The organism is Clostridium sp. CM041, from assembly GCF_055081035.1.
Genome location: NZ_CM143648.1, coordinates 2,052,075 through 2,066,780, shown reverse-complemented (window position 1 = coordinate 2,066,780; position 14,706 = coordinate 2,052,075). Strand labels below are relative to the sequence as shown.

Here is a 14,706-nt window from a genome sequence, read left to right as displayed (position 1 = left end):
AATAATGTTAAACAGGGCTTGAATTATTTTCTTCATTGGTAAGGGAGTGCAAATAATATGAATGCAAGAGGGATCTGCTTAAAACATTAGCAATATCCATTACCAAGCTCAATCTTATGTTTCTATTTGTAAATAATTCACTATCATCACTTGAATCTACTATACCTATTAATGAAATAGTGCCTACCTTAGGAAGGGTTTTCCCTACACCTTTGCCAGGATGAATTGGATAATTTCTAGCTTGGAGTTCTCCAATAGTTGAAATGTCTCCTAAACAAGCATCTACACCTATTATAGTACAATTTGGGTGCAAAGCATTTATTTTAGATAATTTACTATCTATGTTTAAGGCATGAATTGGATTATCTATAGTGCCATATACAGGTAATGGAAAGGAACTATCTTTTAAAAGTGTACCAACTAAAGGACCTAGACAATCACCTATACATCTATCGGTACCTATGCAAACAACTAAAGTATTTTTGTCGATATAGTCTTTTAGAAAATTAGAAAGTGTATAGTATGCTAAAGGATCTTTATAATGGGTTTTAGCTTTACTCAAGAAATATACCTCCTTGTATTGCGCTGGGAAAAATTATTAGTTTCCTATGAATAATTTATATGAATAAATCCTGTGTATTATTATAATAAAAGAATAAAAAAATGATTAATTAAAAAATGATTTATAATTATATTAATTATATGGAGGAAAACAAAATAATTTGTTTAGAATAGTAAGTTGTATCAATGCTTAATATTGAGCAAATATGCGAATAATATAGTTGCGGAGAGAAGAAGTCGTTTATTAAAGGATAATAGACTTGAAATTAATTAATTAAAGTTGTATAATAATTCTTGTCGACACGGTAAAACGGCAAAAAGATAAAACATAATATGCTGGCATGGCTCAACGGTAGAGCAGCTGACTTGTAATCAGCAGGTTGTAGGTTCAATTCCTATTGCCAGCTCCATAAGTGGAGGAGTTCCCGAGTGGCCAAAGGGGGCAGACTGTAAATCTGTTACGTAATGTTTCGATGGTTCGAATCCGTCCTCCTCCACCATTTATAATAAATTATGGTTTACAATAAATTATGGGAGCATAGCTCAGCTGGGAGAGCATCTGCCTTACAAGCAGAGGGTCACAGGTTCGAACCCTGTTGTTCCCACCATAATAATCTTTTTAAAATAGAATAAAATGCATGCTGGCATGGCTCAACGGTAGAGCAGCTGACTTGTAATCAGCAGGTTGTAGGTTCAATTCCTATTGCCAGCTCCACATATGGAGGAGTTCCCGAGTGGCCAAAGGGGGCAGACTGTAAATCTGTTACGTAATGTTTCGATGGTTCGAATCCGTCCTCCTCCACCAAAAGACATCTATAGATGTCTTTTTTTATTTTTTACAGGGTTTAGATTCTGTTGACACTATAGAATGCATATGGTATTATAATTAAAAGTTAATAATTGATAACTCTTATCAAGAGAGGTGGAGGGAAAAAGGCCCTATGAAACCCGGCAACCGGTGCAATGCACCATGGTGCCAATTCCTGCAGTTATAATCTGCAAGATAAGGGAGATGATTAAATCACCTCTTCTTATATTTGGAAGAGGTTTTATTTTTTAATAGGGAAATTTTAGAGAGTAGAAGGGAGAATTATAATGAAAAGATTATTTACATCCGAATCTGTTACAGAAGGACATCCAGACAAAATTTGTGACCAAATTTCAGATGCTGTACTTGATGCTATTTTAGAACAAGATCCTTATGCTAGAGTTGCTTGTGAAACAACGGTTACTACAGGAATGGTTTTAGTTATGGGAGAGATAACAACTAGTTGTTATGTAGATGTTCCTAAGGTTGTTAGGAATACCATTGAAGGCATAGGATATACTAGAGCAAAATACGGGTTTGATGCTAGCACATGTGCTGTACTTACGTCTATTAATGAACAATCAACAGATATAGCTATGGGAGTAGATGAGGCCTTAGAATCTAAATCAGGCGAGATTGATAAGGTTGACGCAATAGGTGCTGGTGATCAAGGCATGATGTTTGGATTTGCAACTAATGAGACACCGGAATACATGCCACTACCAATCGCGATGGCTCACAGATTAGCAAGAAAGTTAAGCGAAGTAAGAAAAAATGGCACATTAGATTACTTAAGACCTGACGGAAAGACTCAAGTTACTGTAGAGTATGAAGATAATAAGCCAGTAAGAATAGATACTATTGTTATTTCAACTCAACATGCAGAAGAAGCAACTCATGATCAAATTGAAAATGATTTAAAAGAGCATGTAATAAAACCTGTAGTGCCAAGTGGATTATTAGATGAAAATACTAAATATTATATAAATCCTACAGGCAGATTTGTAATCGGAGGACCGCAAGGAGACTCTGGTTTAACAGGAAGAAAAATAATAGTAGACACTTATGGTGGATATGGAAGGCATGGCGGTGGAGCATTTTCAGGAAAAGATGCAACAAAAGTTGATAGATCCGCTGCATATGCTGCAAGATGGGTTGCTAAAAATTTAGTTGCTGCAGGAGTTTCAGATAAATTGGAAATTCAGTTAGCTTATGCTATAGGTGTAGCTAAACCAGTATCTATAGAGGTTGAAACTTTCGGAACAGGAAAAATTGACGATGATAAAATAGTTCAAATAGTTGAAAAAGTATTTGATTTAAGGCCAGCTGTAATTATAAGAGAATTAGAACTAAGAAGACCTGTTTATAAACAAGTAGCTGCCTATGGACATTTTGGAAGAATTGATTTAGATCTTTCATGGGAAAAACTAAATAAGGTTGATGAAATAAAAAAATACGTATAATATAAAAGGAGGGATAACAATTAATAATTGTTATCCCTTTTTAGTGCATGTGATTATTAAGTAGCATTTTGATAAAACCTAAGATAGGGGTATACTGAACATAAGATATGTAAAATACATATGATATAATAACATTAATAATAATATTATTGCTAATAATATTATTATTAATGTTATTATATGAATTTATAAATAGGAGAGATTTTATGCCGGAAATACAAGGGATAATCGAAGATGTAGTATTTCATAATGAAGAAAATGGATATATAATTGCTCAGTTGAATGATAATAAAAAGCAGATAACTGTGGTAGGCATTGTGCCATATATAAGTGAAGGGCAGAACCTGAAACTAACGGGGGAGTGGGTTACTCATCCTCAATTTGGCAAGCAATTTAGAATAGTACAATGTGAGGAAATAATACCGAGTTCACTTGAAGGTATAGAAAAATATTTAGCTTCAGGAGTTATTCAAGGAATTGGACCAATAACTGCTAAAAAAATTGTACAGCACTTTGGTGAAAACACCATGAATATATTGGATAATGAAATTGAAAGATTAAAAGAGATTGATGGTGTAGGACAAAAAAAGATTCAATTAATTTTTGAATCATATTCTAAGCAACGAGAAGTTAAAAACATAATGATATTTCTTCAAACATATGGAGTAACACCTAACCAATGCGTGAAAATTTATAAAAAATATGGAGGAGACTCTATAAAGGTAGTGCAGGATAATCCTTATGTGTTAACTGAAACCATTTCTGGAGTAGGATTTAAAATTGCAGATAAGATAGCACAAAGTTTAGGCATTGACAAAGAGTCGCCTTTTAGAATACAAAGTGGAATTAATTATGTGGTAAATGAATTTTGCGCTATGGGAAATACTTATATGCCCTTAAACAAATTATACAAAGAATCTAAAAATATTCTTGGGGTTACGGCTGAAGAAATTGAAAAAAATGTTTATGATAATGTATTGCAGGGAAAATTGAAAGTCGAAAATATTGATGAAGAAGAATGTGTTTTCACTATGCCGTTTTATTATTGTGAATTAGCTATTACTAAAAAAATTATAACATTATCTATAGAAAAGTATGACGAGTTAGAAATAGACATAGAAGAAAAGATTAATGACTTCGAAGAAGAAAAAAACATAAAATTTGCAACGTCTCAAAAGACTGCTATTTGTGGTGCTGCAGAAAATAGTATTGAAATTATAACTGGAGGTCCAGGTACTGGCAAAACTACTATAATTAATTGCATTATAGAGGTATTTGAAGAAGCGGGAATGAAAGTTTATATGGCTGCGCCCACCGGTAGGGCCGCCAAGAGAATGACAGAGGCTACTGGTCGCGAAGCCAAAACCATACATAGGTTATTAGAACTTGGAGTAGGCAGAGATGATGGGTCGCAGTTTTCTAGAAGTGAGGAATCACCTTTAGATTGTGATGTGCTAATTATTGATGAAGCATCTATGATAGACATAATGCTTATGAATAGTTTATTAAAAGCTATCAGCGTAGGAACTAGACTTATAATTGTTGGTGATGTTGACCAATTGCCATCTGTCGGACCGGGTAATGTACTAAGAGATATTATTGACAGTAAATGTGTTAAAGTAGTTAAGCTTAAGGAGATTTTTAGGCAAGCACAAGAAAGTATGATTATTGTGAATGCTCATAAAATTAACAATGGCGAGATGCCTATTTTAAATAAAAAGGATAAAGATTTTTATTTTATTGAAAATAATGAGCCAGAGAAAATATTAGACAGTATAATTGCTTTAATTAATACCAGATTGCCGAAATTTAACAAAGAGTGGGATAAGATGAAGAACATTCAAATACTCTCTCCTATGAGAAAAGGGATATTGGGTATAGAAAATCTAAATGGAAAGCTTCAGCAAATATTGAACCCTAAATCTAAGTATAAAAAGGAAAAGGAATATAGGAATACTATATTTAGGGTAGGCGACAAGGTTATGCAAATTAAAAATAATTACTCTATAAAATGGAAAAAAATTAATGCAAAAGCCGAAGATGGAATAGGCATTTTTAATGGTGATGTAGGGTATGTGGAAGATATTGATGAAGATAATGAAAATGTTATTGTGATTTTTGATGATGACAAACGAGTAGAATATGAAGGTGTATATTTAGATGAACTAGCCTTAGCGTATGCTATTACAATACATAAAAGTCAAGGTAGTGAGTTTGAAGTTGTAATTATGCCTATGTTTATGGGGCCCCCACTTTTAATGAACAGAAATTTGCTTTATACAGGGATAACTAGAGCGAAGAATATGGTTGTTTTAGTGGGAGCAATAAAAGCTGTTAATTTCATGAAAGATAACAACAGAAGTTTCGAGCGGTACTCTGCTTTGGGCTGGAGAATAAGACAAATAGTAGATGCAAATGTGGGCCATGATGAAAACTAGATTGATTTGTTTAGAATAAATATTAAATTGCAAAGGAGATTTTACATGCTTTTCTACGCAAAATTAAACCTTAGTAAAGAAAAAGATGAAATTAGCAAAGAAATTTTAAAATGTTCTTTAAACAGCAAAAAAAGAATTGATGTTGTATCTATGTTTTACAATTCCTCTGATATATTGTTAGAAACTATAATTGCATATGTTAATGAAAAGAAAAATATATTGTATATAACTAATGAAGACCAGAGGAGCATTGATATTATTTACTTCATAAATAAATTTAGCAATTTAGGTAAATATGTATATTCACCTGAAACGAATTATGGCAGTGTGAATGAGTATTTACATATATGCAATCATGAAAATGCGTTAAAACTCCAAGAAAAATTTGATTTGATTATTTATAATGATATTAGAAGTTTTCCTAAATACACTAGGCAACAAATAAAAAAAGTATTATTAAGAATGTGTAAAAGAAATAGTGTAGCTATAGCCTATTCTGTAGAGAATGTTTTAAGCGAGGGCACACCAATAATGTTTCCGTTAAAAAACAATAATATTCCGATTATAGAGCCTAGAATCATAACTACAAGAATAAATCTTAGTATGGATATACCTTTGGTTGTTTATCAATATTTGAATTGGTCAATTATATCTAATAGAAAGGTAATAATATTTACACCAGATGAGGAAAAAACTATAGCGGTCTTTGAGTATCTAAGTAATTTCAAAGAAAAGTTAAGTGAAAATATATTTTTATTTATTAGTAAGAAAAGCGATGCTAATATTAAAGTAAAGTTCATGAATGAAGATGAAGGGATAATAGTCACTAATGACTTTGAAGAAAGTTACTTAGAATTCCATTCAATTGATGTTATAGTTTATTTTGCTGATAATGATAAATATAATCATAAGCAACTATTATATTTATCAAGTAAGGTTGGGAGATATGAAAGTATACAAAGGGGAGAGGCCATATTTTTAGCTAATGTTGAAACTGTGCAAATGGATAAAGCTAAAAATATAGCTAGAAAATTTAATGAGAAAGCGTGGGAGCGAGGATTATTAAATATATAAAAAAAATACTTTATTGTTTAGTTCAGCTCATATATTCAGGCGATGAACAGTGCGTAATCTGTAGTGGATATAGTGAAGAGAGTGAAGCTCTGTGTACTAAATGCAGAGAAAAATTGAAGCGCTGTGAGCAAAGCTTTTATATAGGTCGCAATGAAGAAAAATATCTTGTTTGGTCAGTGTTTTATTATTCTAATATAGTAAAAGAATTAATTATTAGGCTTAAATATAAAAGCGATTTTATATGCGGTGAAATCTTAGCTGAATACATGTTACAACTTGTAAAAAGCAATGAATTACAGTTTGACTTAATATCTTATGTACCAATGACTAAAAAAGCTTTAAAAAATAGAGGGTATAACCAAAGCGAGTTTTTGGCAAGCTATTTATCTCGATTTTTAAATATTCCAGTAAGTTGCAACTTGATTAAAACTGAGGATACTAAAGATCAAATAGGTCTCAATGGCGAAGAACGATGGAACAATATGGAGAAATGTTTTGACATCCAAAGAAGTGAAATTATAAAAAATAAAAATGTTTTGCTCATTGATGATGTTATAACCACTGGGGCTACAGCATTTCATTGTGCTCACAAACTGAAAGAAAGTGGAATAAATAATATTTATATATTGACAATAGCCAAGAGTAATGTATAATACTTATTGTAGTAAGTTAGGTTTGTGGTTGAAAGTCGATGCCAGTCGCAGGCGAAACGATCCACGTAAGTTAAACAAAGTTTAGTGAGCATGGTGCGGCTTAGAGGTTAGTCCTGCCGTTTAGTAGACGAGAGTGTTAGTAGTGAGAGGGTAATTCTGGGTAGCAAAAGCTCCAGCAGGCGAGTGTGGGGTCAAAGACCAGGTCAACTAACTTAATATATAAAAACTCCTAATATTATATTAGGAGTTTTTATTTTATTGGTACCTAAAAATATCGAATATAATTTAAATTGTATTAATATTATGTGAATTCTGAATTTAATGGTTGCTATTTAGAATTAAAAGTAATAGAATTGAAATACAAAACATATATCATGCTTAGTAATTAAGCAGTATGTAGATATTAGAGAGGGGCTGGAATTATGAAAGTCAAAGTAATAGGAAGAAATATAGAGATAACAGAAGCCTTGAAAAATATTATAGACAAGAAAATAGCAAGATTGGATAAGTATTTTAGTCCAGATGTGGAAGCACAGACAACATTAGGCGTTTGTAAAAATAGACATACAATAGAAGTTACAATCCCTTTTAATGGAGTTATTTTAAGATCAGAAGAACAAAACGAAGATATGTATACCTCATTAGATATTGTTGTTGATAAATTAGAAAGACAAATTAGAAAAAACAAAACAAAATTAGAAAAAAGGAATAGAGGAACGTCTCTTAAATTTCAAGGTATACCAAAATATGATAAGAACGAAGATGACGGTATAGATCCTAAGATAGTAAAGATGAAGAAATTTGCGTTTAAACCTATGTCAGCAGAGGAAGCAGTGCTTCAAATGGAACTTGTTGGTCATAGTTTCTTCGTATATATGAGTGATGGTAGTTCAGAGGTAAATGTAGTATATAAAAGAAAAGATGGAAATTATGGTTTGATAGAACCAGAATTTTAAAATATATTAAATTTAAAGGATTAAAGTAAATTTACTTACTTTAATCCTTTTTTAAATTCTAAAAAAGTATAGTGAAAAAAATATTAATGATAATTTACAAAATTTATAAATTTGTATAAGTTGAACAGTAACAAATTAAGTGGTATAATTTTAAGTATATATTTAGGGACTATTAAAATGAATAGTGAGGATGAAAATATGAAATTTTTTGAAAAGTTATTTGGTAGTTATAGTGATAGAGAAATAAAAAGAATAATTTCAACAGTAGATAAAATAGAAGAATTGGATCCGTTGATGACTAGTTTAAGCGATGAAGAACTTAAATCAAAAACAGAAGAATTTAAAACTAGATTAGATAAAGGCGAGACTTTAGAAGATATATTACCTGAAGCCTTCGCGGTGGTTAGAGAAGCTTCATGGAGAGTTCTTAACATGAAGCATTTTAGAGTACAACTAATTGGTGGAATAGTACTGCACCAAGGAAGAATAACAGAAATGAAAACTGGTGAGGGAAAGACCTTAGTGGCTACACTTCCTTCATATTTGAATGCGTTAACAGGAAATGGTGTTCACATAATTACAGTTAATGACTACCTTGCCAAAAGAGATAGCGATGACATGGGACGAATACACGAATTCTTAGGTATTTCTGTAGGCGTAATTATTCATGATTTAGATCAAACACAAAGGCAAGCGGCCTATAATTCAGATATAACATATGGGACAAATAACGAATTTGGGTTTGACTATTTAAGAGATAATATGGTTGTTTATAAAGAAGAAAGGGTTCAAAGAAAATTAAACTTTGTAATCGTGGATGAGGTTGACTCTATATTAATAGATGAAGCTAGAACACCGCTTATAATATCTGGAGAAGGAGAAAAATCTACGGATTTTTATAAAGTAGCAGATTATTTTGTTAAGGGTCTAGTGAAGGAAGAAGATTATACTATAGATGAAAAAGCTAGTGCTGTTATATTATCTAATGCTGGTATAGATAAAGCGGAAAAATATTTTCATTTAGAGAATTATGCTGATGCGGAAAATATGGGTATACAGCACCATACAGTTCAAGCTTTAAAAGCAAACTTCATCATGAGAAAAGATAAAGATTATATGGCAAAGGATGGTCAAGTTATCATAGTGGATGAGTTTACTGGGAGACTCATGGAAGGCAGAAGATATAGCGATGGGCTTCACCAAGCTATTGAAGCAAAAGAGAGCGTCAAAATTGAAAAAGAGTCAAAAACTCTTGCAACTATTACCTTCCAGAACTATTTTAGAATGTATAATAAGTTATCGGGTATGACTGGAACTGCGCTTACAGAAGAAAATGAATTTAGAGAAATATACGGATTGGATGTAATAGTAATACCTACAAATATGCCATTAACAAGAATTGATAACGCAGATTTAGTGTTTAAAACTGTTAATGGGAAATATAAAGCTATAGTAGATGAAATAGTTGAAACTTATAAGAACAAGCAGCCTGTTCTTGTAGGGACTGTTAGTATAGAAAAATCAGAATTATTATCTGCTATGCTTAAAAAAAGAGGAATTCCTCATCAAGTACTTAATGCTAAATATCATGAAAGAGAAGCGGATATAGTATCTCATGCAGGAGCACGTGGCATGGTTACAATAGCAACTAATATGGCTGGCCGTGGTACAGATATTAAGCTTGAAGAAGGCGTTGTTGAAGTTGGTGGACTCAAGATAATTGGAACTGAAAGACATGAATCTAGGCGTATTGATAATCAGCTTAGAGGACGTTCTGGTCGTCAGGGGGATACTGGAAGCTCAAGATTTTACATATCACTCGAAGATGATTTAATGAGAATATTTGCGTCTGAAAGACTTCAAGGGGTTGTAGAAAAATTAGGATTAACTGATGAAGACGCTATTGAGAGCAAAATGGTGAGTGGTGCTATAGAAAGTGCTCAAAAGAAAGTTGAAGGAAATAACTTTGATATAAGAAAAAATGTTGTTCAATATGATGATGTAATGAACCAACAGAGAGAAATAATTTATAGACAAAGAACAGAGGTTCTTCAAGGCGAAAACATAAAAGATCAAATTGAAGAAATGATACAAGATGTTGTTTTCACTGCAGTTGATTCACATATTAGTGGAATTGAGGAAAGTTTTGATGAGGAATTAGTAAAACTTATTAACTATCTTGAAGAAATATATCTTCCAAAGGGTATGGTTTCTATAGAAGAACTTTCTAAAACATCTAATGAGGAAATTAAAAATACTCTTTTAGAAATAGCTAAAAAAATCTATGATCAAAAAGAAGAAAATTTTGGTGACGAACAAATAAGAGAAGTCGAAAGGGTTATTCTTCTAAGGGTAGTGGATAGTAAATGGATGGATCATATCGATGAGATGGAACATTTAAAGCAGGGCATTGGACTTAGAGCTTATAAGCAACAGGATCCATCACAAGCCTACCAAATGGAAGGTAGCGATATGTTTACTGAAATGATTGAAAATATAAAGACGGAAACTGTTAAATACTTATTTCACGTGCAAATAGAAAAAGCACCTGAGAGAGAAATGGTTTCTAAGATTACATCAACAAATCATGATAATTCCATTAAAAATGAGCCAATTAAAAAAGTAACTAAACAAGGAAGAAATGATGAATGTTCTTGTGGTTCAGGGAAAAAATACAAAAATTGTTGTGGCAGAGGTTAATATCTATTAATAACTTCAGACGACCGCGCGATGGATAATAATAGTTGGAAATACATAACTGTCAATTTTCAACTGGGAAGGGATGAGCAATTGATTCTGCTTATCCCTTTTCAAATATAATGAAAGAGGTGCTATAATTGATAATACTAATCGAAGAAGCAATAAGTGAATTAAACGTATTAAAAAGTAATGTAGAAGAGATCAGGGTGTCTCTTTGACGTAGCATCTATGGAAAAACAATTAAGAGAACTTGAGTTCACGATGCAGGAGACGAGCTTTTGGCAGGATATAAAAACGGCACAACAAGTTACTCAAAAGGCTAAGGGTATTAAAGATAGAATTGATAGATTTAATTTAATAATTAGTAAGATAGAAGATTTGGAAGTGCTAATTGAACTAAGTGAGGAGGAAGAAGATGATTCCTCTATAGCAGAAATGAAAAGTGAATTAAAAGACCTAATGCTGGATACAGATAGGTTCAGGATAGAAATTTTATTATCTGGGAACTATGATATAAATAATGCGATTTTAACGCTTCATACCGGTGCAGGTGGAAGTGATGCTCAAGATTGGACAGAAATGCTTTATAGAATGTACTCAAGGTGGTGTGAAAAGAAGGGATATAAGATCGAAGTTTTAGATTATCAGCCATCTGATGAAGCAGGTATCAAAGCAGTGACATTAAAAATAACTGGCGAATATGCCTATGGATATTTAATGGCCGAAAAGGGAGTGCATAGGTTAGTAAGAATTTCACCTTTTAATGCAAATGGTAAGAGGCAAACCTCGTTTGCATCTTGTGAAGTACTTCCAGAGCTTACGGATAATCAAGATGTTGAAATAAAGCCTGATGACCTCAGAATAGATACTTATAGATCTGGAGGGGCAGGAGGTCAACATGTAAATAAAACTGACTCAGCCATAAGGATTACCCATATACCTACGGGTATAGTAGTCCAGTGCCAAAATGAAAGAAGTCAGCATAGTAATAAACAAACTGCGATGAAGATGCTTATGGCAAAATTATTAGATTTAAAGGAAAGAGCTAAAAAAGATAGAATAGAAGACTTAACCGGGGATTTGAAAGAAAATGGTTGGGGAAGTCAAATTAGATCTTATGTATTTCATCCATATAATTTGGTCAAGGATCATAGGACTAATACAGAAATGGGTAATGTAGATGCAGTTATGGATGGGGATATTGATATTTTCATTGAGGCGTACTTAAGGCAGAACAATAAATAACTTCAGGTGTATCTACAATAAAGAAGGTTGGTACCATTAAATCATCTCCTGCGGAGCTGAAATGTCGTTAAAGAAATGCAGGCACATTTGTATTTGAACCTAAAAGATCCAGCAGAATATATTGCATATTCTGCTGGATCTTTTAGGTTTGTTATGTATAAGTCATAAGCGTTTTCATCTTATGACTTACATGTAAAGTTTATTATTTTGTTATCACTGTTCCTGCTGCTCCGCTTATAGCTTCTCTAGCTTTTTCGAGTGATGTTATAATTGCTTTTCTGCCTTCTTTTGCTTCAACGAAAGCAAGAGCCGCTTTTATTTTTGGAAGCATAGAACCAGGAGCAAAATGTCCTTCTTTAATATAGGTTTTAGCTTCTTCAATAGTTATTATTGAAAGATTCTTTTGATTTGGAGTACCAAAGTTAATAGCAACCTGTTCGACGGCCGTAAGTACGACTAATACATCCGCATTTAGTAATTCAGCTATTTTAGAAGAAGCAAAATCTTTATCTATTACTGCTGGAACGCCCTCAAGGTTTCCATTTCCATTATCAATTACAGGTATACCGCCACCGCCAACAGTTATAACAATATGTCCAGCTTCAACTAATGTTTTAATAATAGGCTCTTCAACTATAGCCATTGGAAGTGGTGAAGCCACTACGCGTCTCCAGCCTCTATTTGAATCCTCTTTCATTATATATCCTTTTTCAATCATTAGTTTCTTAGCCTGTTCCTCCGTAAAGAAAGAACCTACTGGCTTAGTTGGATTCTTAAATCCTGGATCATTCTGATCAACAATTACTTGAGTAACTACTGTTGCAACGTCCTTATTTATTCCTCGTTTTCTCATCTCTGATCTAATGCTTTGTTGCAGATGATATCCTATATAACCTTGGCTCATAGCACCACATTCAGGAAAAGGCATTATTGGGCTATTTTTATTTATAGAAGCAGCTGCTTCATAAGTAGCTACAAGTTGACCTACTTGAGGTCCATTCCCATGAGCAACAATAACCTCGTGACCCTCTTCGATTAAATCTACAATGGCCTCTGACGTCTGTATTGATGTTACTAACTGTGCTTCGGCTGTAGTGTCCTTTGGATTTGCTTGAAGGGCATTTCCACCAAGTGCTATTACTATTCTTGACATATACATTTCTCCTTTGATATTATATATAAAATATAATTTATTTAGCAATTTAAAGGTATTTTATAAAATCTCATTGAAATAATGGTTAAATCATCTCCTGCGGAGCTACAATATTAACGACTTCAGAAGGAGATTTATACTCCCACTAAAGTTTCCTATTTGTTAGGGCATGTAACTCCAACTTGTAGAAGTGGGAGACTTTCCTTCTGAAATGTCGTTAAAGTCGAATTTTGCCAGTTGAAAGCAGTATAATCATTAAGATTGCAACTACCATAATGGCTACCATTCCTATTTTCTCGTTTGCTTTAATAGGTTTATTCTTTTCTTTCCTAGCCTTTAGATATACAAATATGCCAACAGCATACAGTATTACTGCTGCTCCTAGGTAATTTATTCCTACTGCATAAATTACATATAGTGAATATATACATGCTAATATAGAAACTATCTTATCTTTAGCTCCTAGGCCATCTGCAAATGCAACCTTAACTGCATATAGTGATGAAAGTAAATATGGGATTAAAATACATGTTGTAGAAATTAAAAATACACTACCATATGCAGACTGAAGTGCCGGTAAAAGTAGCGAAAGTAAAAATATTTGAGTTAAGCCATCAGTTAGTAATAATGAATTTACTGCAGCACCATTGTCATTTTGTTTAATAAACCATTTTGGCATTGTGCCGCCTTTTGCCGCAACATAAGGAATTTCTGCTGCAAGCATAACCCAACTAATTAAGCAGCCTATAAGTGAAATAATTAAACCAACTTTAACGATTACAGCTCCAATACTGCCAAGTACAGTAATTGATAACATATCTGCTAGAGGGGTTTGTGAACTAGCGAGAGTATTAGCTGAAATTACTCCCATAGCTGTTGTTGAAACCAGTATATAAAGCACTAAAGTTATAATTAAACTTATTATTGTAGCTGTACCAACAGTCTTTTGAGATTTTGCTCTCTCAGAAAGCACTGTTGCAGCTTCAATACCAATAAAGCACCACAAGATTGTACCCATTGCTCCTTTAACTTGCAAGAACACGGTAGTGGAACCCCCCGTAGAAGCTAATATTGTTTTCCAATTATCAACATTAAAAGTTCCGGATTTAAATATTGCAAGACCAAATACAATTACCATAAATAATGGTATGATTTTTGCAACTGTGGCAACGGCATTTATTACTCCGGCGCTCTTAACTCCACGCATTTGTATATAGTGAATTATCCATAATAGTGCAGATGCTAATAAAAATGTTACTATAGGTTTCACGTCACCTACTAAACTATTAAAAGTTTTAAATATAAGAATAAAAAATGCAACATTTCCAAGCCAAGCGCTTAGCCAATATCCCCAGGCTGAATTGAATCCAACAAATTCTCCAAAACCTTCTTTTGCATAAGTAAATATGCCTCCTGTAAGCTCTGGTCTTTTGTTTGCAAGTAATTGAAATACAAGTGCTAAAAATGCCACGCCAAGCCCACCAATTACCCATGCAATAATTACTGCTTGAGGGTTTGCTTTACCGATAAGGTCAGTTGGGCTATTAAAGATGCCCCCACCAATCATGGAACCAACTCCAAGAGCAATTAATAGAGACAAGCCTAACTTCTTATCTTTATCCTTTTCCATTTTATAATCTCCTTTTGATTAATGT

10 protein-coding genes, 5 tRNA genes and 1 riboswitch are annotated in these 14,706 nt (G+C 32.9%); of the genes, 12 read left to right on the top strand and 3 right to left on the bottom strand.

Going from position 1 to position 14,706, the window contains the following annotated elements:
• Window positions 1-7 precede the first annotated feature (7 nt).
• On the bottom strand, window positions 8-562 hold the full coding sequence (gene yyaC / locus ACWJJT_RS09655) for a spore protease YyaC (protein ID WP_462954568.1): 555 nt from the start codon (window positions 560-562) through the stop codon (window positions 8-10).
• Window positions 563-896: 334 nt separating this feature from the next.
• Here yyaC and ACWJJT_RS09650 point away from each other — a divergent pair.
• The 12 genes from ACWJJT_RS09650 (at window position 897) to prfB (ending at window position 11,898) form a co-directional block, all read left to right on the top strand.
• Window positions 897-971 (top strand) — tRNA-Thr (locus tag ACWJJT_RS09650).
• 5 nt (window positions 972-976) lie between these two features.
• Window positions 977-1,061 (top strand) — tRNA-Tyr (locus tag ACWJJT_RS09645).
• A gap of 32 nt (window positions 1,062-1,093) precedes the next feature.
• Window positions 1,094-1,169 (top strand) — tRNA-Val (locus ACWJJT_RS09640).
• 32 nt (window positions 1,170-1,201) lie between these two features.
• Window positions 1,202-1,276: transfer RNA gene (locus tag ACWJJT_RS09635), tRNA-Thr, on the top strand.
• Between the two features lie 5 nt (window positions 1,277-1,281).
• A tRNA-Tyr gene (locus ACWJJT_RS09630) sits at window positions 1,282-1,366 on the top strand.
• A 102-nt stretch (window positions 1,367-1,468) separates the two neighbouring features.
• A riboswitch (SAM riboswitch) is annotated at window positions 1,469-1,571 on the top strand.
• 85 nt (window positions 1,572-1,656) lie between these two features.
• Entirely contained in the window at window positions 1,657-2,832 is a 1,176-nt protein-coding gene (gene metK, locus ACWJJT_RS09625; protein WP_462954567.1) for a methionine adenosyltransferase, read from the top strand.
• 206 nt (window positions 2,833-3,038) lie between these two features.
• A complete protein-coding gene (recD2, locus tag ACWJJT_RS09620) occupies window positions 3,039-5,270 on the top strand; it encodes an SF1B family DNA helicase RecD2 (RefSeq protein WP_462954566.1) in 2,232 nt (743 codons plus the stop codon).
• Between the two features lie 45 nt (window positions 5,271-5,315).
• Window positions 5,316-6,344: a hypothetical protein gene (locus ACWJJT_RS09615; protein ID WP_462954565.1), complete on the top strand. Its 1,029-nt coding sequence runs from the start codon at window positions 5,316-5,318 to the stop codon at window positions 6,342-6,344.
• A gap of 113 nt (window positions 6,345-6,457) precedes the next feature.
• On the top strand, window positions 6,458-6,997 hold the full coding sequence (locus ACWJJT_RS09610; RefSeq protein WP_462954564.1) for a ComF family protein: 540 nt from the start codon (window positions 6,458-6,460) through the stop codon (window positions 6,995-6,997).
• 422 nt (window positions 6,998-7,419) lie between these two features.
• Complete coding sequence (gene hpf / locus ACWJJT_RS09605) at window positions 7,420-7,953, top strand: ribosome hibernation-promoting factor, HPF/YfiA family (protein WP_165413081.1); 534 nt, start codon at window positions 7,420-7,422, stop codon at window positions 7,951-7,953.
• Between the two features lie 198 nt (window positions 7,954-8,151).
• Window positions 8,152-10,653 (top strand): preprotein translocase subunit SecA, encoded by a 2,502-nt coding sequence (secA, locus tag ACWJJT_RS09600; protein ID WP_462954563.1) that lies wholly within the window; start codon window positions 8,152-8,154, stop codon window positions 10,651-10,653.
• Window positions 10,654-10,790: 137 nt separating this feature from the next.
• A protein-coding gene (prfB, locus tag ACWJJT_RS09595) for a peptide chain release factor 2 (protein WP_462954562.1) occupies window positions 10,791-11,898 on the top strand; the annotation gives its coding sequence in 2 pieces (ribosomal slippage) (window positions 10,791-10,868 and window positions 10,870-11,898; 1,107 coding nt in all).
• 202 nt (window positions 11,899-12,100) lie between these two features.
• On the opposite strand, the gene arcC is transcribed toward prfB, so the two are convergent.
• Together arcC and ACWJJT_RS09585 are read right to left on the bottom strand one after the other, a co-directional pair.
• The gene (arcC, locus tag ACWJJT_RS09590; RefSeq protein WP_462954561.1) at window positions 12,101-13,051 is read right to left on the bottom strand and encodes a carbamate kinase; all 951 of its coding nucleotides are present in this window, start codon (window positions 13,049-13,051) and stop codon (window positions 12,101-12,103) included.
• 217 nt (window positions 13,052-13,268) lie between these two features.
• Window positions 13,269-14,681 carry a basic amino acid/polyamine antiporter gene (locus tag ACWJJT_RS09585; RefSeq protein WP_462954560.1) on the bottom strand — a complete coding sequence of 471 codons (1,413 nt, stop codon included), beginning with the start codon at window positions 14,679-14,681 and terminating at the stop codon, window positions 13,269-13,271.
• Between the last annotated feature and the right edge of the window lie 25 nt (window positions 14,682-14,706).